Consider the following 20502-nt stretch of genomic DNA (forward strand, 5'->3'; position numbering starts at 1 on the left):
TTTTTTTGTGTCCTTTTAACATTTTTTAAAAATAGTAGTTGCATCATTTTCTTTTTGTGTTAACCTTTTATTTATATTGGTTAACACAAAAAAAGAAAAGAGGCCCTCATCCATCATGAAAACAAAAGATCTTACATTTACTGCACTCGGTGCTGCAATCATCTCAGCCATTAGTTTACTACCACAACTTCAACTCGTCGGACCTGTACCGATCACACTCCAGATGCTCGCCATCATGACGGTCAGTGCCATTCTCGGTGCGAAGCGCGGCGGGCTTGCCGTCTTGATTTTTTTGCTGCTCGCTGCTGCCGGATTACCACTTCTCGGAGGCAAAGGTGGTCTTGCGCCGTTCGTCGGACCGACCGTAGGGTATTTAGTCGCCTTCCCGATTGCCGGCTTCTTCATCGGCTATGTCGCCGAACGAACGACTCGCTTCATCCCATTGTTTTTTGGAATGGTCGTTTTCGGACTCGGTCTCGTTTACTTACTCGGAACATTCGGTTTAATGCTCGTCCTACATTTATCATTCATGGATGCCCTCGTCATTAATGTCCCGTTCATCATCGGTGATACGCTAAAAGCGTTACTTGCCACGACGATCGCCGTTCGTTTATTACCACTCCGTATTTTTAGAACAGCCTAAGCAAAAAGAACGCTGACGAGCATTCGTCAGCGTTCTTTTTTGTTATATCACTTACGCATGTTCAAGTACGAAGTATTTCTTTTTCCCACGACGGATGATCGTGAAGTCACCAATCGCATCTTGCTTCGTGATCTCTTTCGTCAACTCTTGTTCACGGTCTCCATTGATGTAGATTGCGCCATTCGTCACGTCTTCTCTCGCTTGACGCTTCGACGGACTGATTTTCGCTTCGACGAGTACGTCGACGAGATTCGTTGCTTCACCAAGCGTAAAGCGCGGCATCCCTTTAAAGGCATCTGCGATATCATCTGCCTTTAATGATTTGATGTCACCACTGAAGAGTGCTTTCGTGATTCGCTCCGCTTGTTCAAGCGCTTCGCTGCCATGAACGAGTTTCGTCATCTCTTCTGCCAGGCGGCGCTGGGCAATCCGTTTTTCAGGTGCCGTTTCCACTTCCGCTTGCAATCCTTCCAGTTCTTCGTGTGTCAAGAACGTAAAGTATTTCAGGAATTTGACGACATCAAGGTCATCGACGTTGAACCAAAACTGGTAAAACTCGTACGGTGTCGTTTTTTCGGCATCGAGCCATACTGCCCCGCCTGCTGTTTTCCCGAATTTTTGCCCGTCTGATTTCGTGACGAGTGGTACAGTGATGCCGAATGCTTTCTCTTCATGACCAACGCGTCGGATCAGTTCCATCCCTGCTGTAATGTTTCCCCACTGATCACTTCCGCCGACCTGGAGTCGGCACCCTTCGTTTTCATATAGCTTTAAGAAATCAAATGATTGTAATAGCATGTACGAAAACTCTGTGAAAGAAATCCCGTTCTGAAGGCGTGAATCAACAGAGTCTTTCGCTAGCATGTAGCTGATTGGGAAGTGTTTTCCGATATCGCGTAAGAAATCGATGATCGTTAAATCTTTTGTCCAATCCAGGTTGTTCGCAATCGTCACAGGGTTTTCGCCATCCAGCGGTAAAAAGCGTGATAATTGCCCTTTGATGCGGTTCGCAAATTCTTCGACGATATCCGACGTGTTCAGTGATCGTTCTGTCGACCGCCCACTTGGATCTCCAATCATCCCGGTTGCGCCACCGACGAGACCGACCACGTGGTGCCCCGCTTCTTGGAAACGGCGTAGAACGAGAATTGGTAACAGGTGTCCGATATGCAATGAATCTGCTGTCGGGTCGAATCCCGTGTACAGTGTTGTCGGACTTGCCAGGAGTTCTTTAATACCTTCTTCATCTGTCATTTGGCTGATTAGGCCGCGAAACTCTAAATCCTCAAGTAACGTCATCTGTTTTCCTCCTAAAAAAATTGTATAAAAAAACCGCCCCTCCGACTGAACGAAGGGACGGAATATTCCGTGGTACCACCCTAATTGCATGCAACACATGCCACTTAGATCGTCGATAACGGGACGGTCCGCCTGATTTCTCAAGAAGCTCCTGGAGACGTAATTCATGAACACGCTATGTCCTAGTTCGCAGCACCACTAGGTCTCTGATACAGGGAGCGTTCCATTACTAATTCCAATCACAGCTGATTTTTTTCGTATATTTTTCATAAGATGTTTTCATGATACGTCGAAGTAGAATCGACTGTCAAGAGACATTGTCACGTTTCAGTTGTGGTATAATACGTCTATCTGTGATTTAATGTTAATTTACACCCAAGTTTAAGATGTAAAGGAGATCATTTATGCGCGAGAACTGGTCCAAGTTTTGGAATCATCCCCGAACGAAAGCCGTTCGGCACTGGTCGAATATCACATATGACGTATCTTGGAATATCATTTTATTCCTCATCATTGCTGTCCTACTGATTGGGAGTTTTTCTGTCGGTGCAGCAGGCGGCTATTTCGCTTCGCTCGTCAAAGATACAAAAGCACCAGAATTAACGGAAATGAAGCAACAAGTTAATAGTTATGCCATTACGAGTGAAATTTACTGGGGCAGTGGCGAAAAGTTGACGAACATTTCAACAGATGAAGAACGTCAACCGGTCAACATCAAAGAAATTTCACCTTACCTGCTAGACGCTGTTCTTTCGACGGAAGATGTCGATTTTTATGAACATGATGGCGTCGTACCGAAAGCAACACTCCGGGCAGTCTTACAGGAGTTAACGAACTCGTCTTCTCGGACGGGTGGCAGTACGTTGACACAACAATTGATTAAAAACCAGATTTTAACGAATGAAGTTTCATTCGAACGGAAAGCAAAAGAAATCATCTTAGCACTTCGTCTCGAAAATGCGATGACGAAGGATGAAATTCTACAAGCCTATTTAAACGTTGTCTCATTCGGTCGAAACTCTCTCGGACGAAATATTGCCGGAATCGAAGCCGCCTCTCGTGGTGTCTTCAATAAATCCGCGAAAAAACTGACATTACCACAAGCAGCCTTCTTAGCAGGCATTCCGAAAAACCCGTATTATTACACACCCTACCTTCAAGGTGGTGTCGTCAAAGAAGATTTGACAGCAAGTACGAACCGGATGAAAACTGTTCTAAAACGGATGTATGTCGCAAAAAACATTACGAAAAAGCAATATGAAAAAGCCGTCAAATACGATATCACAAAAGACTTCGCCAAAACGTCAACACGTTCGCGTGATACGTACCCGTACGTTTACGATCTTGCTGAAAAAGAAGCCTTGAAAATCATGACGAGCTATTTCATGAAAAAGGATGGCGTCAAAGAAGATGAAGTAAAACCATCCGAACTCGCAGAAGTCAAAGCGAACTATCAGGAACAGGCTTTAGTTGCCATGCGTCAAGGCGGATACAAGATTCACTTGACACTTGATAAGAAAATTCACGAGGCGATGCAGGCACCGGCTAAAAATGCTGCCAACTTCCCTGCTTCCCCACAATACACGCAAGTCGTTGATTCAAAAACGAAAAAAACAGTCTCGAAAAAAGATCCAGAAGAAACGGCTGCTGTCATGATTCAAAATGAGACAGGTCGTATCTTAGGCTTCGTCGGTGGACGTTATACGGATGGAACGGCGGATGATTTCAACCGCGCGTTCCAGGCAAAACGTCAAATCGGTTCGACAGCCAAACCAATTCTTGTTTATTCGAACGGTATCGAAAACGGCTTGATTACACCGGCTTCGACCGTTAATGATGAAAAGTATTATTATCAAACGGTTCCACGTCAACCAGGTGACAACCCAATCAACAATGAAGGCGGGCGTTACCGAGGTAATGTGACGGTCCGTGAGGCATTGGAACTTTCACTCAACGTTCCAGCCGTGAAGATTTACGAAAAAATGAATATGTCGAACTCGATTCAAAAACTAGTCGACATGGGTATTAAAGTTCCTGACAGCATCCGGTACGCACCATCTGCTGCTCTTGGAACGATGGAAATCACACCGGTTGAGCTTGCTGGTGCTTATGCGATGCTCGCGAACTACGGTGAATACGTCGAACCGTATATCATCTCGAAGATTACGAAAGACGGGAAAAGCATCTATAAAGCTAAATCGAAAAAAGAAAAAATCTACGAAGAGCGTACGGCTTATTTAACGCTTGATATGATGCGTGGTGTCTTTGATAACGGAACAGCTCGTTATGCGAACTCGTTATTAAAAGTACCTGGCGATTGGGCCGGTAAGACCGGAACGACGAACGAAATTAAGGACTCTTACCTCGTTGCTTCAACACCAGGGGTTACACTGGCGGTTTGGACGGGGCATGATCAAAACAACTCATTGATGGGTGCAACGACATATTACCAACGTACCCAGAACCTGTGGGCACAGATGGCAAATGCAACGTATGCTGCGAACAACAGTTACTTCAAGTCAGGTGCACGCTTCAATCAACCGGCTTCAGTAGACGCAGATGACTTCAAGAACTCAGGTTCATTCAAAGAAGAAGATAAAAAGAAAAAAGAAGCGGAAGCGAAGAAAAAAGCCGCTGAAGAAAAGAAAAAAGAGGCCGAGGCAAAAGAAAAAGAAGCAGACGCGAAGAAGAAAGACGACGCTGAAGCGCAAGCAAAAGCTGACGCTGAAAAGAAAGCTGCTGAAGATAAAGCAGCCGATGCGGACGCGAAAAAAGCGGCCGATGCCAAAGCGAAAGCTGATGCAGAGGCTAAGAAAAAAGCGGCTGACGACAAGGCGAAAGCCGATGCGGAGGCTAAGAAGAAAGAAGCAGAGGCGAAGGCTGATGCTGAAAAGAAAGCAAAAGAAGACGACAAAAAAACTGAATGAAGCCATTCAAAAAAACGAAGTTCACGTAACAGTGAACTTCGTTTTTTTGTTCATATTAAAAAACTACCAACGAAGCATCGTTGGTAGTTCAAGAACAGTCAATCCTATACGTCACTTACTCTGACATCATTCTTCCATCGTCGAGAGGTCACCCGCTTCAAGATTTAGTTCCCACGCCTTCAAGACACGGCGCATGATTTTACCACTCCGGGTTTTCGGAAGCTTGTCTCGGAAGTCAATCTCACGTGGCGCCGCATGTGCTGCCAGTCCTTCTTTGACGAACGCCTGAATTTCTTGTTTCAATTCTTCAGTCGGTTCATAGCCGTCTCGTAACGAAATGAAGGCTTTGATGATTTCACCACGTACTGGATCCGGTTTCCCGATGACACCGGCTTCTGCAACTGCCGGGTGCTCGACAAGACGACTCTCAACTTCGAACGGTCCCACCCGTTCTCCTGCCGTCATGATGACATCATCGACGCGTCCTTGGAACCAGAAGTACCCTTCATCATCCATATATGCAGAATCTCCTGAAACGTACCATCCTTTGAAGAAGTATGATTCATACTTTTGTGGATTATTCCAGATTTGCCGCATCATGGATGGCCACGGTGTTTTCAAAGCTAAATTGCCCATTCTAAACGGAGGTAACTCATTCCCTTGATCATCGATGATTGCAGCTTTTGTCCCAGGAATCGGTTTCCCCATCGACCCTGGTTTGATGTCCATCGATTTATAGTTGCAAATCATCATTGCCCCTGTTTCCGTCATCCACCACGTATCATGGATGCGTTGGTCGAATGCTTCTTTTCCCCAACGAACGACTTCTGGGTTGAGCGGTTCTCCGACGGATAACACGTGCCGTAAGCTCGACAAGTCATGTGTTTGTGCGACGTCTGCGCCGGCACCCATCAGCATCCGGAATGCGGTCGGTGCACTATACCAAACCGTTACCTTGTATTTTTCAATGACACTGTACCAAAACTCCGGATTGAACCGACCACCGACGATGACATTCGTCGCACCATTTAAGAACGGGGCAAAAATCCCATAACTCGTCCCCGTCACCCAGCCCGGATCTGCTGTACACCAATAGATATCATCTTCCTGAAGGTCAAGAACCCAACGTCCGGTCATCATGTGTTGAATCATCGCATTTTGAGCGTGTAAGACCCCTTTTGGTTTTCCCGTCGACCCAGACGTATAATGTAAGATGAGACCGTCTTCCCGGTCGAGCCAAACCGGTTCGTACACATCTGACGCGGACTCGAACGCTGCCCGGAAGTCCAGTAGCCGATCTGTCGTCTCGATGTCTTCATCGACTAAAAAGACGGATTCGAGTGTCGATAACTCTTCAAGCGGAACACGTGGTAATAATGCTTTCGTCGTAATCAACATCTTTGCTTCAGAATCAAGCAAGCGGTCGCGTACAGCTTGTTCCATGAAGGCTTCAAACAACGGACCGACGATTGCTCCGACTTTCAAGGCACCGAGCAACGCAAAATAAAGTTCTGGCGAACGTGGCATGAAGATAAAAATTCGGTCTCCTGCTTTGATTCCAGCATCCGTCAAAACGTTTGCCGCTTTGTTCGTCAAACGTTTCATGTCAGCATACGTAAAAGTTTGCTCCGTCGTTCCATCAAAGTAAATCAGAGCTTTTTTATTCGCTCGTTCACCTTCAGCATGACGGTCAATTGCTTCATGGGCCATATTGACTTTCCCCGTCGTTGCCCATGAAAAATATTGTTCCGCTTCTTGCCAATCGTATGACGCCGATTCATTATAGTCGGATAACCAATGCTTACCCGGAAGCGCTTTCAAAACTTTCATCTCTCGTTCCTCCCCTTCTCTATACTCCTCTCCATTATAAGCTAGTTATGGTGTAGTTCAATCGATTGCCGTTAATTTGTTAAAAAATCCCTCTCTTTCCGCAACTCGCTTCGGCTATAATAAAGAGAAAGGTGGTGACGCTTACATGTTTGAAAAACAATTCAATCATCGTACTCATGAAACATCGCTCGGTCCAGTTGAAATCGAAGGACCTGTCGCGAGTAAACAACTCGCCACTTACCTCCTCGATGACGGTTTAACTGCCTTCAGGCAACCGAAAGAGCAGCATCAAGCGCTCCTTGAAATCGCGGATTTAGATGAAGGACGGATCATTATCGCTAGGCAAAATCAAGAAATCATCGGCTATGTCACATTCCTTTACCCTGATCCCTATGAGACATGGAGCGAAGGAAATAATCCATATATTTTAGAGTTAGGTGCGATTGAAGTGTCTGCTCGTTTTCGTGGTCAACAGATTGGTAAAAAGCTTCTCGAGGTATCGATGCTCGATCCGGCCATGGAAAACTACTTAATCTTGACGACTGAGTATTACTGGCATTGGGATTTAAAAGGCAGTGGACTATCTGTTTGGGACTATCGAAAAATCATGGAAAAGATGATGAACCACGGGGGCCTCGTCTTTTTCCCGACCGATGATCCAGAGATTGCATCGCATCCGGCTAATTGTTTAATGGCACGTATCGGGAAACATGTCGCACCAGAAGTCGTCGCTCATTTCGATGCTTTACGGCTCCGCCGTCGCTTCATGTACGATTAAAGGAGGAATAGCATGTTAATCGAACAAATCATGAAGACGAATTGTATTACGATTCAACCAACAAATTCTATTGCGCATGCCGCAGAATTGATGCAACGTCATGAGATTCGCCATATTCCCGTGACAAACGCCCGTCATGAACTTGTCGGTCTCATCGGTCTAAAAGAGCTCCAAAGTGCAAGCAGTGTCTTTCATCCAGATACCCTTCACGTTGATCAACAAAATTCCGTTTCAAGTATTATGCAACAAACTCCTATCACGGCACACCCGCTTGATTTCATTGAAGACGCCGCGATTGTATTTTATGAACATCGCTTATCTTGCTTACCGATTGTTCGGGGACGGCGTCTCGTCGGCTTAATGACAGAAACCGATTTGCTTCGGACATTCGTTCAATTAACAGGAGCGCTCGAGCCGAGCTCACAAATCGAAGTGCGTGTTGAAAATACAGCGGGTACATTAGCAAAGATTGCGAATCTACTCGCCAAAACGAATATCAATATCTTAAATGTCCTCGTGTATCCTACGCCTGATCCGTATGTCCGCATCGTCGCTTTTCGTGTCCAGACGATGAATCCGATTCGAATCATCGAAAAGTTACGGAAGGAAGGATTCGATGTACTCGGTCCCGACGTCAGCCGATGAAAGAGTTTGCTTATATTTACAGTGAGGAAGAAACGAATTATCGTTTTTCCGATACACATCCTTTCAACCCAATTCGACTGGACTTGACCGTCTCTCTCTTAGAGACGATGGGGGCACTCAAGGACGTCGACTGTATCGCACCACGTCGCGCAACGGATGAGGAGTTACGACTCGTACATGATGCCGATTATATTCAAGCCGTCAAGCTGGCGGGTCAAGGTGAACTGACGCCAATGAAGGCACAGATGTATGGGCTAGCAACAGAAGATACACCCGTCTTCCCTGACATGCATGAAGGTGCCGCACTACTCGTCGGTGGAACAATTGAGGCTTGCGAACTCGTCTTGTCCGGACGATATAAACGGACATTTCATATCGCGGGTGGTCTGCACCATGGTTTTCGTGGTCGTGCTTCAGGATTTTGTATCTACAACGATACAGCAGTCGCCATGGCGGCGATGATTGAAAAATATGCGTGTCGTATTCTTTATGTCGATACCGATGCGCACCATGGCGATGGTGTCCAGTGGGCTTTTTATAATCGTTCCGATGCCATGACGCTGTCACTGCATGAAACAGGACGTTATCTCTTCCCGGGGACAGGTATGGTGACAGAGCGCGGATCTGAAGAGGGTTATGGCTTCAGTTGGAACATTCCATTTGATGCTTTTACGGAAGACGCTTCGTTTTTACTCGCCTATCGGACTGCCTTGTTCGAAGCCTGTGAGTTGTTCCAACCTGACTTGATCATTACGCAAAATGGTGCCGATGCCCACGCGCTTGATCCATTGACTCACTTGTCGCTCACGATGAAAAGTTATGAACAAATTCCGCAAATCGCCGTCGAAGCAGCAAACCGTTATACGAAAGGCCGGATTGTCGCTTTAGGCGGAGGAGGATACGATTGGTACCGTGTCGTTCCCCGCGCCTGGAGTCAAGTCTTCGCAGCTTTGACAAATCGTGCACCATTTAGTGGGGACCTCCCGAAAGACTGGATTGAGCGATGGACAAAACAGAGTACGACGGTTCCGACCACGTGGGCAGATCAATTGCCAGCATACCCTTCGATTCCCCGTCGACCTGAAATCGAGGAAAAAAACTGGGAAACCGTTAAACGACTCCTATGGCCATTTATCGATGACGCGAAAAAAGACCGTTTATCAGAAGCTTCACCCTACTCGAGTGATTAAAAATTGTCCTGTACTTTTCACATATACTTCGTTCGGATTTCACAAGTTATTGGTATACTAAATAAGGTTTCAATACTTTACATAGTAAATGAATAATTGGGGGACTGAACATGAAGAAAATGATGGGGATGAGTGTTGCCGTACTTGCAACTGGTCTATTTCTTGCAGGATGCAACAATAGCGAAGAAAAGGCGATGGACCACGACGCGATGCAAGGTAGTGGGAAACCGGCAGTCGACGTCACAGTAGAGGTTCCAGCAAAAACGATGGCTGATGAAAAGGTCATATTTAAAGCAACTGCTGTCGAAGATAAAAAAGCAGTCAATGTAGAAGATGTGACGTTCGAGATTTGGAAAGCAGACGAAAAAGATACTGCTCATAAAAAAATTAAAGCTTCTTTGAAAAAAACGGGTTCTTACCAAGCAGAAGCAACACTCGCTGAAGGTGAATACGAAGGACTCTATCATATCAATGATAAAAAGGGTCTACACCACATGGATAAAATTTCTTTTACTGTAATGGATCATTCGCATGAAGAAGCTTCACATACTGATGCTGAGCACGATCATGCTTCGAGCGAAAACCTTGCAGTCCACTATATGGGGGCAACGAAAGTCACGGCTGGTGCGACGCTCCCTGTATCGTTTCATATCTTTGAAGATGGAAAAGTCTTAAAAGCAGACGTTCAAGTCGAAGTCATCGAAGAAGGCGTCGAAAAACATACCTACATTCCACTAACGTTGAAAGACGATATGTACGTCGGTCAAGTCAAATTAGCACAAGCTGGTCAAACGACGGTCCGGCTTCATGTTGAAAATGATCAGTTGCATCACCATCAAGATCAACTTATTACCGTGACACCTTAAATAATTTAGAACAAAACAAAAATCGTCTTTTTTCCTAGACTCGACTAGGAAAGAGGACGATTTTTGTTTGAACATCATGAACGTGTAGAGTCCCGGTGCTCAATCCGGTGCGGTAACGTTACATCATTTGTTTCAATTTCTTCTTGATTCAAGATTTTAGTCAACAGACGCATCGAAACTGCTCCGATATCATACATCGGTTGCACGACAGTCGTCAGCTTCGGACGAATCATCGTCGCGAGACGTGTATTATCGTGTCCGATGACTTCGAAGTCTTCAGGAACACGGTGACCTGCGTCCTGTAAGGCATGAATGACACCGAGAGCCATTTCATCCGTCCCAGCGAAGATTGCACGTGGGCACTCCTCACCGAGTTCAAGCAGTTGGTTCATTGCCTTCATTCCTGAATCATACGTGTAGTTTCCTAAAACGACATTTTGTTCGTCAAACGGAAGATTGGCTTCTTCCAGGGCATTACGGTACCCGGCAAATTTCTTCTCACCGTTAATCTGTTGCTCGAGTGGACCCGTGATGAACCCGATCCGTTTATGTCCATGATCGATCAATGATTTGACGGCGTCATATGCCGCACTCTCGTAATCGATGTTGACAGCAGGAAGATCATAGTCTTGATTGAGCGTCGCTGCTAATACGATCGGCACAGGGGATGTTTTGAATTCGCGGACTAAATCTTCATGAAGGCGTCCACCCATGAAAATGATGCCATCGACTTGTTTTCCGAGCAACGTATTCAAGAGATGGATTTCTTTTTCACGATTTTGATCGGAATTACATAAAATGATGTTGTATTTGTACATCGTCGCGACATCTTCAATCCCACGCGCTAAATCGGCAAAGAAAATATTTGAGATATCCGGTACGATGACTCCGACCGTTGTCGTTTTTTTACTTGCGAGTCCACGTGCGACGGCATTTGGGCGATACCCGAGTTGATCGATTGCATCCTGGACTTTCTTGCGCGTGGATGGCTTGACGTTCGGATTTCCGTTAACTACCCGGGAGACAGTCGCCATCGAAACAGCGGCTTCGCGTGCTACATCATAAATTGTAATATTACTGTTCAAAGCAAATTCCTCCTTATTTAAACAATCATTTCGTTTTCATTCTCATTTTCATTTTTAGACAACACGAAAGGAAGACAGGAAAAGATATCTTTCTTTTCCCATTCTTCCTTCATTGTAAAACGTTTTCATTCGCTATAGGTTACCCTTTTTACAAAATCATTGAACGTTTAGTGCCGGAAAAGTTGACGTTAAGTTTTCGACGAACGCATCGAATTCTTTAAAATCAAGTTGTTGGTTCGCATCAGACAGTGCCAATGCAGGGAATGGATGCACTTCGACCATGACGGCATCTGCCCCAACAGCATATGCAGCTTTCGCCGTCGGTAAAAGAATATCTTTTCGTCCTGTCGAGTGTGTGACATCGACCATGACAGGAAGATGCGTTTCTTGCTTCAGGATAGGAACGGCAGAAATATCAAGTGTATTCCGTGTCGCGCGTTCGTAAGTACGAATACCGCGCTCGCATAGGATGACTTGATCGTTCCCGCTCGCCATGATGTATTCAGCTGCGTACATGAATTCTTCGAGTGTTGCTGAAAGACCACGTTTTAAAAGAACGGGTTTGTTCGTACGCCCGACTTCCTTTAACAAATCGAAGTTTTGCATGTTACGTGCACCGACTTGAATGATATCAACATATGGTAAAGCAGATTCAACGGCACTCGGTGTCATAATTTCGGTAATGACATGTAAGTTATGCGCATCTGCTGCTTTTTTTAACATCTTCAATCCTTCTAAACCGAGCCCTTGGAAATCGTAAGGCGATGTCCGTGGTTTGTATGCCCCGCCACGCATGAAGCGAACACCATGCTTTGCAAGCTGTGCGGCTACTTCAAAAACTTGTTCCTCACTTTCAACGGCACAAGGTCCAGCAATCAGTTGTTGAGATCCGTCACCGATGACATCATCTCCAACACGGATAATCGTATTCGTTGGTTTTTGTTTACGTGACACGAGCAATTTACGTGTCCGGTCTTCCCCTTGTAGTTCAAGTGACGCTTTAAAAATCTCTTTGAACATATGCTGAAGGCGACCATTTTCAAAAGGACCATGGTTATTTTCGGCTATCGACTCAAGCATCTGACGTTCACGTACCGGGTCGTAACGGTCAAGCCCTTGCGCACGTTTTACTTTACCGATTTCGACGGCGATTTCGCCCCGCTTGTTGATTAATTCTAGTAAATCAGCGTTTACTAAATCAAGTTCATCGCGTAAACGCTTTAGTTCTGCTTGTTGATCCATCTGTCTACCACTCCCTAATCAGCATATAGCTCGTAATAGCAACTAATTATAGCCGACTTCATGCCGATTGTACATGATAGAACTACTCGAACCCATTCTTTTTTTTGATGTGCTCTTTTCAAATCAAATTATACAAAAAAATAAAACGTATTAGCTATTAAAAGCAGCTAATACGTTCAGTAAATTACTTCTTCGGCTTTTTCTCGTTTGCCATGTCTGCTTGCGGATCGTTTTCCTCAGCCTCATCTTCTTGATCTTCTTCTAAACCTTCACGCAGTTCTGAAAGATCAGCGACAGTCTCTGTATCGAGTTGTTCCGCAACAGCTGCACCGTTCATTTCCTCACCGATTTCACGTTCGATGTCTCGTACGAGTTGTTCTGCTTCTGCGAGTGCTGCGTCAATGCTTGCCTGATCTTTTTCAAAACCAGCGTATTGTGCCGCTTCTTGAACAGTTGAATTTTTTTTCGCTTTTTCGATGACCGGTGCTGCTTTATCTTTTGCCAGTTGAATCCATTCGCCGACGAGCGGCTCCGCTTTTTCACGGACCACTTGCGTCTGTTCATTCAAGCGTTGACGTGCAGGAGCTGTACGCTCATCGAGCATGCCACGCATCTCGCTTCCTGACTTCGGACTTGAAAGTAACGCAGCGGCTGCACCAATCAATCCTCCAACGATGATACCTGCTAAGAAGCCGCCACCTTTTGAAGTATTTTGGTCCTGGGCTTGGTATGGGTGTTGTTTTGTCATGATTTACGATCTCCCTTCAATTCATCTGGAATACTTTCAACATCCGGCACTGACACGACTTCCGGTGTCACCGGTGTATCTGCCTGTTTACGGAAACGGCGGCGTTGTTTTTTCTCCACCGTTGTCGTAGCCGTACTAGAAGATGAAACAGGTTGACCTGATTCCGGTTTATTCTTTTTAAAGAGTTCAACAGCGACTGAACCCCAACGAACCGCTTGAGCAATCTGTTCTTTGTTCGTATCTGCTGCCCCTGCTACTGTATCAGAAACAGTTCGAACAGAATCCGTCACTTTGTTTAGCGATGTGCCTAACTCTTCAATCGAATTTGCAACCGGCGCAAGGAGCTCTGTTTTTTCTTCGATTGTATCGACAAGACGATTCGTTTTATGTAGCAACGCCGTCGTCTCCATCATAATTCCGTCCAGCTGGCGTTCAAGCCCTGCTGTCGTGTCTGCGACATTATTTAGTGTCTTGCTTGCTGCACCAAGTACGCGCGCAAGGAAGATAACGAGCACTACGAATGCGATCGCAGCGACTAGTCCGGCGATACCGCCTAATGTGATTTCCATGATTCATGCCTCCAATTTCTTTTGCTAGTGTCTTGTTGGTAGTTCGACGTATCTCGAGTCGTTCCTGCTACTCCAATTGGTTTATTTCCGTTACAATGATAGATGAAACCTACATACGCAAATTAGAGGGGGAACTATTCATGCGCGATCCACGTCTTACACAACTTGCAACGAACTTAATTAATTATTCTGTTGCACTCGCTCCTGGTGAAAAAGTTTTAATTGAAAATTTCGGAATTGAGCGCGAATTAGTCGAAGCACTCGTTGATGCTGCCTATGAAGCAGGCGGACTTCCATTCGTCCTGTTGAAAGATAATCGTATTCTACGAAAATTATACCGAAATGCATCAGAAGAGCAACTTCAATTGATGGCTGACATCGAGCAAAAGCAGATGCAAGCGATGGACGCTTATATCGGCTTACGTGCCGGGGATAACATCAATGAATTATCTGACGTGCCATCGGACAAAATGAAGTTATACGGACAAACATTAGGGAAAATGCATACCCAAGATCGTGTTAAAGGAACGAAATGGGTCGTCCTCCGTTTCCCGACAGCTTCGATGGCTCAACTTGCCAACCAATCGACAGAAGCGTTTGAAGACTTCTACTTTGATGTCTGTACGCTGGATTACGAGAAAATGGGCAAGGCGATGGAACCACTCGTCGAGCTGATGAACAAGACCGATCGTGTCCGCCTCGTCGGGGACGGGACAGATTTAACGTTCTCGATTAAAGACATCGCCGCAATCAAGTGTGCCGGTAATGCCAACATTCCGGACGGTGAAGTCTTTACGGCCCCTGTCAAAGATTCCGTCAACGGCGTCATTTCCTATAATACACCGTCACCTTATCAAGGATTTACGTTCGAAAACGTAAAATTGACGTTCGAAAACGGAAAAATTGTTGAAGCAACGGCGAACGATACGGAGCGCATCAATCAAGTGTTTGATACAGATGCCGGCGCCCGTTTCGTCGGTGAGTTTGCGATTGGTGTCAATCCATTCATCCAACATCCGATGAAAGATATTTTATTTGACGAAAAAATTGATGGCAGTTTCCACTTTACGCCGGGTCAAGCTTACGCTGAAGCCTATAACGGAAACGATTCTTCGGTCCATTGGGACTTGGTCAACATTCAACGCCCGGATTATGGCGGCGGTGAAATTTGGTTTGACGATGTCTTGATTCGTAAAGATGGACGATTCGTCCTTCCTGAACTCGACGTCTTGAACCCGGAAAATCTAAAATAAGTAGAAAACGGATGGCCGAATCCTCTAAGGATGCAGTCATCCGTTTTTGTTCACTTATTTTTTTAGTGTCGCACGCAACATCCAAATTTGTTTTTCGATTTCTTTTGCTTGAGCCAGTAAATCATCTTCGACCGTCACGTCTTGCGCCTCTAAATGTTCAATCGCTTCAAGCATTTCTTTACGTACTTGTTGGAAGTCGCTGATGACGGATTCAACCATCTGATCGGCAGATAAGCCAGATTTTGCTTCTTCAAGCGTCGTCTGCTCCAAATATTCTTTCATTGTCGCTGAAGGATTTCCATTGTTCATCAACAGTCGTTCTGCGACAACATCATATTGCTCAGATACCCACGTGTACAATTCCTCTAGTTTAACGTGTAACGTCAAAAATTCTGGTCCTTTAATGTACCAATGATAATTATGGAGTTTTACGAATAAAACACCATAGTTTGCAACTTGTTGGTTTAGTACTGTTTTTGCGTGATTACTAATCATCTTCGATTACCCCTCTCACGAATTGTAATTTGTTCTATATCATCTTTATCCTTAAATAACATAGAGTAAACATCTTTTTGTGGAGAATCCCGTGATGTTCTTCAAAAGTTTTCATTACTTTTGACGTTTTAACCCCTTCAGCATGTATCCCCCTTTGAAGTCGACCGAATCGAAAGCAACGAGGAATGCTTTTGGCTCATATTCTTCGACTAAACCACGCAATACTTTCATCCGCGTCCGTGCAGCAAGTACATCGAGCCGGTACCGGACACCGTCTCGTCCTTGTCCTTGGTAATGGGTGACACCAAATCCGTTATCGCGGATGACTTGAATCAGTTCAGCCGGAAATTCTTGTGTATGGACTTGAATCATATTGTAGCCAATCGCAAGTTTTCTTTCGACGAAGCCACCAATTAAAATACCGAGCCCGAATCCGAGTGCGTAGACGACCATTCCGAGCGTCGTCAAGTCACGGAACACGACGCCTAAAGCAAAGATATAGATTAACGTTTCGACCGTCCCGAAGACACCGGCGATGACAGTCCGCCCTTTGACGAGCATGATTGTCCGGAGTGTCAGGACAGGCACGTAAATGAGCTGCAATAATAAAATCAAGAAAATTTGTCCCATGTGATTGATTCCTTCCTAAATTAACATACCCCCACTATTCCAAAATTCAATTCAAGATGCAATAAAAAAATGGTTCGGCGTACGTCATCTTTTCTTAACTTCACGAAATCGACAAAAAAGGCATGGATGCCTGAATGCACCCATGCCTTTTACTGATGAAACATTTTATTTTGTTCCTTCATACTGCTGTTGGTACGTTTGGATATCCCCCGCACCCATGAACAATAGAACAGCATTGTCATGTTTACTTAAAATCGAAACATTATCTCGCGTCAAGATGTCAGAATTCGGAATCTTCTCTTGGAGATCCTCAATCCGAACTTGCCCTTCTTGCTCTCGCGCCGATCCGAAAATCTCACAGAGATACGTAGCGTCCGCTTCCCGAAGCGATGTCGCAAAATCATCCATGAATGACTTTAGACGTGTGTACGTATGCGGTTGGAAAATCGCGATGACTTCCCGGTCCGGATATTTCTTACGTGCCGATTCAATCGTCGCACTAATTTCTTTCGGATGGTGTGCATAATCATCGACTAAAATCTGTGATCCGAAATCTGATTCACTAAAGCGACGTTTGACTCCTCCGAATGAAGCGAGACGTTCCGCGACATCCTCTTTGTTCAACCCTTCATACTGACAGATTGCGATGACCGATAAAGCATTCAAGACATGATGTTGACCGAATCCCGGAATCAGGAACGTGCCATAAAAATCATCCCGTAAATAGACATCGAATGATGTGCCGTCTGGTGTTGATGCGACATTTTCAGCGCGGAAATCATTGTTCTGTCCAAAACCATAGTAGAGGACAGGCACATTCGCTTGAATGTTTTGAAGATGCTCGTCGTCCCCACAAGCAACGATCGCTTGCTTGACTTGCATCGCCATTTCTTGGAACGCCGAAACGACGTCATCAATGCCTGTAAAATAATCCGAGTGATCAAAGTCAATATTCGTCATGATCGCATAATCTGGCTTGTAGTATAAAAAGTGACGCTTATATTCACATGCTTCAAATACAAAAGCTTTCGCCTCTTCGACGCCAGCCCCTGTTCCGTCACCAATCAGAAATGCGGTTGGCGTGATTCCGCTTAAGACATGTGACAACAGACCTGTCGTCGATGTTTTACCGTGTGACCCTGTGATTGCGACTGAACGATATTCGTCTGCTAGGTGACCTAAAAAATCGTAGTAATGATAAATTGTTAAACCAAGTTCATTTGCCCGCGCGATTTCTGGATGTTCATCACCAAACGCATTTCCTTGAATGATGATTTGATCTTCTTTGATGTTGTCGGCGTTGAACGGGAAAAACGGAATACCTTTCGCCCGTAAAGCGTCCTCAGTAAAGATGTGTTTTTCGATATCAGAACCTTGTACTTGATGGTTCATCTCATGTAATACTTGGGCAAGTGCACTCATTCCAGTCCCTTTAATCCCAACAAAATGATACTTTGTCATATAAAAGCCCTCCAATTCACGTTCCGGTTCGTACCATCGGGCTTGGGTACAAAACCTGTACCATTATAGCAAACCGACTTATTTTTTACCATGTAAATTATTTTGTTCACGTCGTGCACGATACATCGCCATTAAGTCTTTAGTTGTCATCACAACGTTGACAGGCGGTCCAACAGGTTTCTTGACTGCACTTGACTGTACTTGTGTTTTTTCTTCAGTCACTTCTTCAGCATTCTTTTCCGTGAAGACATGTTGTTCTTGAACGGTTTCCGTCTCAAGGACATGTTCGACGGTGTTTTCCGAAGAAAGTTCATCTCCGTTTTCGACGGGAGGTGGTACCGTGTCTTCACTTAAAGATGTCACTTCTAATGATTCATCTTGTTGTTTTAATTCAGTAACCGGTTCTTCTTCAACTGGCTCTTGTTCCGTTAGAGCTGAATCAAAAGATTCTACAGCAAATGCTTCAGTTGATGACTCGATTGATGGGTCAGGGTTGAGTAGTTCAGAATCCGTCACTGGAACAAGACCTGCGTCTACTTCGGTTAAGTCCGTCTGTTCCATCGTCTCGATCCCTGACGCTTCAATTGTTTCATCTGTCATGTTCTCAAGCGCCTCATCGGTTTTTCCCTCTTCTGATTCACTTGAAACGTCCATTTCCGATTCAATCGAAGTTACATCTTCTTGGATCGACCGTTGCTTTTTAGGCCGTTGGAATCCGTAAATAGGCGATGGAACATCCGTCAACACGAAGCGATCTTCTCGCTCTTCTTTTTTCGGTCGTTCGACTGGAGTCGTCTCTTTTTCGCCCGCTAATTCCCGTCGAATCCGTGCCGCTTGTTCCTTCAATGACTGTTCGTAACGATTGCTCATTCCTTCACCCCTCCATCTTGTTAAAAAATCGGCCGAATCAACGGCCGATTAAGAATGCCTCTCCAGTATGTGCTGAATCCTCTAATACAAGAATTCCTTTTTCTTGTGGTGCGTCTGGTAATGCGAGTTCACGGGCAGAACACAGCATCCCGCTTGACGGTATACCTCGAAGTGCAGAAGGTCGAATGATTAAACCGGATGGCATGACCGCTCCTGGTTTAGCAACGACAACTTTTTGTCCTTCTGCGACGTTCGGCGCGCCACAAACAATTTGAAGTGTGTCTCCGTCCACCTCGACTTGGCAAATCGATAGTTTATCCGCATCCGGATGTTTTTCACAAGAGCTAACGTATCCAACAACGAATTTTGGTGAGTAATCGATGTCATCGATTACAAACGTTACGCCGTTGTCCGCTAAAACGGTTTGAATTTTTTTGACGAGTTCGGGTGTCAGTTCAACTGGTCCGACTGCATTCAATTCAAATTGCTGTGACGCTTCAAAAATATTGTATCCAATCACGCGCTCATGATGGAAAATCGTCGCGACAGCACCTGCACGTTCAGCCGTAACTTCCGCTCGTGGTGCATCTGATAAGATGACCATCAAGACGTCTCCGACACCTTCTTTATTATAAAACACATTCATTCAATCCATGACTCCCTTCAGACTTTCTCACAATGCTTATTGTATCAGATTATTCAGGGTTTCGGATGCTTGTTTTTCGCAAGGACGAAGACCGGTTCAAGATTTCCGTCTTCATATAGGAATGGGAGTGCCGTAACCGGTACACGTCCATTTGTGAAGAAGTCAAACATTAGCTGTTGCAAGACATCATAGCCCGCGTCATTTCGGATATCCGCAAAAATTAAGACGTCCTGATGAGGAATCCCAATCGAAAATTCGCCTGTCACTTTGTCTGCATAATCTGCTAACAATTGTTTGTTGAGGACGCGGCTAGCCTCATAGCCATCTCCTGTACTCAAGAAATAAAAGACATTTCCTGCGACTTCATCGACCTTGAATGGTGCTTCGAGCGACTTCAAGTTGAAGCGTGCTGCTTCAGACAAGTGTTCAGTCGTCCACCCCGCCTGTTCAACTAAATCTTCATCAATTAGGCGATAGGTCGCTCCTAAGTCAAGAGCGTACATGATTTTTGTTTCACCCGTATGTGGCGTACTGATGATTCGCTTGCCATCTTTCGTTTCGTCAGCGAACGACTTCGCTCGAATGACTGGTAATACTTTTTGTTCATTTCCGACTAATGAGACAGGCTCCGTTTGTTCTAGAACCGCTTTGATGTACTCAATCGTCTCTTCAACAGCAATGACACCTCGCCGCTTTGCCTTTGCGACGAGCGGGTTTAATCCAAGGTCAACGCCCGTCCGGTCTTGTTTTCGTTCAATCCGAAGGACCGATTTTTCACGATCAAAGTACGTCGTATAACGTTCTTCTTCAAATGCTTCCGTCACCATACGGCGAATTTGTTGCAGTTCCATGGGTCATTTCCATCCTTTCTTAATGAAAAAAAGCGAGACAGCGCTCGCTTTCGTGTCAGACTGTTTCTAAAAATTCGGTCACTTGTTCAGGTGTTTTACGTTCTTTTCCGACGTAACGTCCTGTTTCTTCGTTTCCACGATAGGCAACGAAACTCGGAATGCCGAAGATGTCCATTTCCTGGGCAATTTCCATATGTTCATCACGGTCGACGTAATAAAATTCAAACTCACTGAATTTACTTTCGATTTCTGGCATGAACGGATCGAGAAAGCGGCAGTCCGGGCACCAGTTTGCTGAAAAGAGAAAAACAGCATTTCCTTGCTTCGCTGTTTCAAATAGTTGTTGAGAATCAAGTTTTTTCATGGTAGTTCCTCCTTTGATTACTTCTTAATTTCATTGGGTACATCATAGCATATTCGAATGTTTCTGTGCGTTTTCACGCTCTGTTTGCTATACTTCAACTAGAAAACGCC

20 protein-coding genes and 1 other annotated feature are annotated in these 20502 nt (G+C 45.1%); of the genes, 7 read left to right on the top strand and 13 right to left on the bottom strand.

Features of this window, described 5'->3' with window-relative positions; translation table 11 throughout:
• Positions 1–115: 115 nt before the first annotated feature.
• Complete coding sequence (locus KNP94_RS07975; RefSeq protein ID WP_088837624.1) at positions 116–643, top strand: biotin transporter BioY; 528 nt, start codon at positions 116–118, stop codon at positions 641–643.
• 51 nt (positions 644–694) lie between these two features.
• Here the strand turns inward: KNP94_RS07975 and tyrS are convergent, their stop codons facing one another.
• Positions 695–1942: a tyrosine--tRNA ligase gene (tyrS, locus tag KNP94_RS07980; protein WP_088837625.1), complete on the bottom strand. Its 1248-nt coding sequence runs from the start codon at positions 1940–1942 to the stop codon at positions 695–697.
• A 50-nt stretch (positions 1943–1992) separates the two neighbouring features.
• Positions 1993–2194: a binding site (T-box leader), on the bottom strand.
• 152 nt (positions 2195–2346) lie between these two features.
• On the opposite strand from tyrS, the gene KNP94_RS07985 reads away from it, so the two are divergent.
• Complete coding sequence (locus tag KNP94_RS07985; protein ID WP_215115530.1) at positions 2347–4869, top strand: transglycosylase domain-containing protein; 2523 nt, start codon at positions 2347–2349, stop codon at positions 4867–4869.
• A gap of 126 nt (positions 4870–4995) precedes the next feature.
• Here KNP94_RS07985 and acsA read toward each other — a convergent pair whose 3' ends face one another.
• Positions 4996–6699 carry an acetate--CoA ligase gene (acsA, locus tag KNP94_RS07990; RefSeq protein WP_088837627.1) on the bottom strand — a complete coding sequence of 568 codons (1704 nt, stop codon included), beginning with the start codon at positions 6697–6699 and terminating at the stop codon, positions 4996–4998.
• Between the two features lie 145 nt (positions 6700–6844).
• Between acsA and KNP94_RS07995 the strand changes: the two genes are divergently transcribed.
• From KNP94_RS07995 to KNP94_RS08010, 4 genes are all read left to right on the top strand, one after another.
• Entirely contained in the window at positions 6845–7477 is a 633-nt protein-coding gene (locus KNP94_RS07995; protein WP_214766586.1) for a GNAT family N-acetyltransferase, read from the top strand.
• Positions 7478–7489: 12 nt separating this feature from the next.
• Positions 7490–8122 (top strand): acetoin utilization AcuB family protein, encoded by a 633-nt coding sequence (locus tag KNP94_RS08000; protein ID WP_214768754.1) that lies wholly within the window; start codon positions 7490–7492, stop codon positions 8120–8122.
• Positions 8119–9312, top strand: a complete 1194-nt coding sequence (locus KNP94_RS08005) for an acetoin utilization protein AcuC (RefSeq protein WP_215115531.1) — start codon at positions 8119–8121, stop codon at positions 9310–9312. The genes KNP94_RS08000 and KNP94_RS08005 overlap by 4 nt, the downstream gene beginning before the upstream one ends.
• A 110-nt stretch (positions 9313–9422) precedes the next feature.
• Entirely contained in the window at positions 9423–10178 is a 756-nt protein-coding gene (locus KNP94_RS08010; protein ID WP_215115532.1) for a FixH family protein, read from the top strand.
• Between the two features lie 74 nt (positions 10179–10252).
• On the opposite strand, the gene ccpA is transcribed toward KNP94_RS08010, so the two are convergent.
• From ccpA to KNP94_RS08030, 4 genes are all read right to left on the bottom strand, one after another.
• Positions 10253–11263, bottom strand: a complete 1011-nt coding sequence (gene ccpA / locus KNP94_RS08015) for a catabolite control protein A (RefSeq protein WP_088837632.1) — start codon at positions 11261–11263, stop codon at positions 10253–10255.
• Positions 11264–11419: 156 nt separating this feature from the next.
• Positions 11420–12505, bottom strand: coding sequence for a bifunctional 3-deoxy-7-phosphoheptulonate synthase/chorismate mutase (locus KNP94_RS08020; RefSeq protein ID WP_088837633.1), 1086 nt, complete (start codon positions 12503–12505; stop codon positions 11420–11422).
• 184 nt (positions 12506–12689) lie between these two features.
• Positions 12690–13253, bottom strand: coding sequence for a YtxH domain-containing protein (locus tag KNP94_RS08025; RefSeq protein ID WP_214768758.1), 564 nt, complete (start codon positions 13251–13253; stop codon positions 12690–12692).
• The gene (locus KNP94_RS08030) at positions 13250–13822 is read right to left on the bottom strand and encodes a DUF948 domain-containing protein (RefSeq protein WP_029331178.1); all 573 of its coding nucleotides are present in this window, start codon (positions 13820–13822) and stop codon (positions 13250–13252) included. Before KNP94_RS08030 ends, KNP94_RS08025 begins: the two co-directional genes overlap by 4 nt.
• A gap of 140 nt (positions 13823–13962) precedes the next feature.
• Between KNP94_RS08030 and KNP94_RS08035 the strand changes: the two genes are divergently transcribed.
• Positions 13963–15075, top strand: a complete 1113-nt coding sequence (locus KNP94_RS08035; RefSeq protein ID WP_088837635.1) for an aminopeptidase — start codon at positions 13963–13965, stop codon at positions 15073–15075.
• A 54-nt stretch (positions 15076–15129) separates the two neighbouring features.
• Here KNP94_RS08035 and KNP94_RS08040 read toward each other — a convergent pair whose 3' ends face one another.
• The 7 genes from KNP94_RS08040 to KNP94_RS08070 all read right to left on the bottom strand — a co-directional run bounded on the left by KNP94_RS08040 (position 15130) and on the right by KNP94_RS08070 (position 20392).
• Positions 15130–15570 (bottom strand): Dps family protein, encoded by a 441-nt coding sequence (locus tag KNP94_RS08040; protein ID WP_215115533.1) that lies wholly within the window; start codon positions 15568–15570, stop codon positions 15130–15132.
• A 114-nt stretch (positions 15571–15684) separates the two neighbouring features.
• Positions 15685–16200 (bottom strand): DUF5698 domain-containing protein, encoded by a 516-nt coding sequence (locus tag KNP94_RS08045; RefSeq protein ID WP_088837636.1) that lies wholly within the window; start codon positions 16198–16200, stop codon positions 15685–15687.
• Positions 16201–16365: 165 nt separating this feature from the next.
• The gene (murC, locus tag KNP94_RS08050) at positions 16366–17661 is read right to left on the bottom strand and encodes a UDP-N-acetylmuramate--L-alanine ligase (protein WP_214766592.1); all 1296 of its coding nucleotides are present in this window, start codon (positions 17659–17661) and stop codon (positions 16366–16368) included.
• Positions 17662–17739: 78 nt separating this feature from the next.
• Positions 17740–18531: a hypothetical protein gene (locus tag KNP94_RS08055; protein ID WP_215115534.1), complete on the bottom strand. Its 792-nt coding sequence runs from the start codon at positions 18529–18531 to the stop codon at positions 17740–17742.
• 37 nt (positions 18532–18568) lie between these two features.
• Entirely contained in the window at positions 18569–19177 is a 609-nt protein-coding gene (ytpR, locus tag KNP94_RS08060) for a YtpR family tRNA-binding protein (RefSeq protein ID WP_214892298.1), read from the bottom strand.
• A gap of 53 nt (positions 19178–19230) precedes the next feature.
• On the bottom strand, positions 19231–20028 hold the full coding sequence (locus tag KNP94_RS08065; protein WP_088837640.1) for a DUF1444 domain-containing protein: 798 nt from the start codon (positions 20026–20028) through the stop codon (positions 19231–19233).
• A 55-nt stretch (positions 20029–20083) separates the two neighbouring features.
• Positions 20084–20392 (bottom strand): thioredoxin family protein, encoded by a 309-nt coding sequence (locus KNP94_RS08070; protein ID WP_029331186.1) that lies wholly within the window; start codon positions 20390–20392, stop codon positions 20084–20086.
• Positions 20393–20502: the final 110 nt, after the last annotated feature.

The sequence above is a fragment of the Exiguobacterium sp. s80 genome (assembly GCF_018618725.1).
GTDB lineage: Bacteria > Bacillota > Bacilli > Exiguobacteriales > Exiguobacteriaceae > Exiguobacterium_A > Exiguobacterium_A oxidotolerans.

Bases quoted from the DNA above. Each gene is read 5' to 3' on its own strand.
- KNP94_RS07975 (WP_088837624.1), top strand. From the start codon at position 116: ATGAAAACAAAAGATCTTACATTTACTGCACTCGGTGCTGCAATCATC.
- tyrS (WP_088837625.1), bottom strand. From the start codon at position 1,942: ATGACGTTACTTGAGGATTTAGAGTTTCGCGGCCTAATCAGCCAAATG.
- KNP94_RS07985 (WP_215115530.1), top strand. From the start codon at position 2,347: ATGCGCGAGAACTGGTCCAAGTTTTGGAATCATCCCCGAACGAAAGCC.
- acsA (WP_088837627.1), bottom strand. From the start codon at position 6,699: ATGAAAGTTTTGAAAGCGCTTCCGGGTAAGCATTGGTTATCCGACTAT.
- KNP94_RS07995 (WP_214766586.1), top strand. From the start codon at position 6,845: ATGTTTGAAAAACAATTCAATCATCGTACTCATGAAACATCGCTCGGT.
- KNP94_RS08000 (WP_214768754.1), top strand. From the start codon at position 7,490: ATGTTAATCGAACAAATCATGAAGACGAATTGTATTACGATTCAACCA.
- KNP94_RS08005 (WP_215115531.1), top strand. From the start codon at position 8,119: ATGAAAGAGTTTGCTTATATTTACAGTGAGGAAGAAACGAATTATCGT.
- KNP94_RS08010 (WP_215115532.1), top strand. From the start codon at position 9,423: ATGAAGAAAATGATGGGGATGAGTGTTGCCGTACTTGCAACTGGTCTA.
- KNP94_RS08020 (WP_088837633.1), bottom strand. From the start codon at position 12,505: ATGGATCAACAAGCAGAACTAAAGCGTTTACGCGATGAACTTGATTTA.
- KNP94_RS08025 (WP_214768758.1), bottom strand. From the start codon at position 13,253: ATGACAAAACAACACCCATACCAAGCCCAGGACCAAAATACTTCAAAA.
- KNP94_RS08030 (WP_029331178.1), bottom strand. From the start codon at position 13,822: ATGGAAATCACATTAGGCGGTATCGCCGGACTAGTCGCTGCGATCGCA.
- KNP94_RS08035 (WP_088837635.1), top strand. From the start codon at position 13,963: ATGCGCGATCCACGTCTTACACAACTTGCAACGAACTTAATTAATTAT.
- KNP94_RS08040 (WP_215115533.1), bottom strand. From the start codon at position 15,570: ATGATTAGTAATCACGCAAAAACAGTACTAAACCAACAAGTTGCAAAC.
- KNP94_RS08045 (WP_088837636.1), bottom strand. From the start codon at position 16,200: ATGGGACAAATTTTCTTGATTTTATTATTGCAGCTCATTTACGTGCCT.
- murC (WP_214766592.1), bottom strand. From the start codon at position 17,661: ATGACAAAGTATCATTTTGTTGGGATTAAAGGGACTGGAATGAGTGCA.
- KNP94_RS08055 (WP_215115534.1), bottom strand. From the start codon at position 18,531: ATGAGCAATCGTTACGAACAGTCATTGAAGGAACAAGCGGCACGGATT.
- ytpR (WP_214892298.1), bottom strand. From the start codon at position 19,177: ATGAATGTGTTTTATAATAAAGAAGGTGTCGGAGACGTCTTGATGGTC.
- KNP94_RS08065 (WP_088837640.1), bottom strand. From the start codon at position 20,028: ATGGAACTGCAACAAATTCGCCGTATGGTGACGGAAGCATTTGAAGAA.
- KNP94_RS08070 (WP_029331186.1), bottom strand. From the start codon at position 20,392: ATGAAAAAACTTGATTCTCAACAACTATTTGAAACAGCGAAGCAAGGA.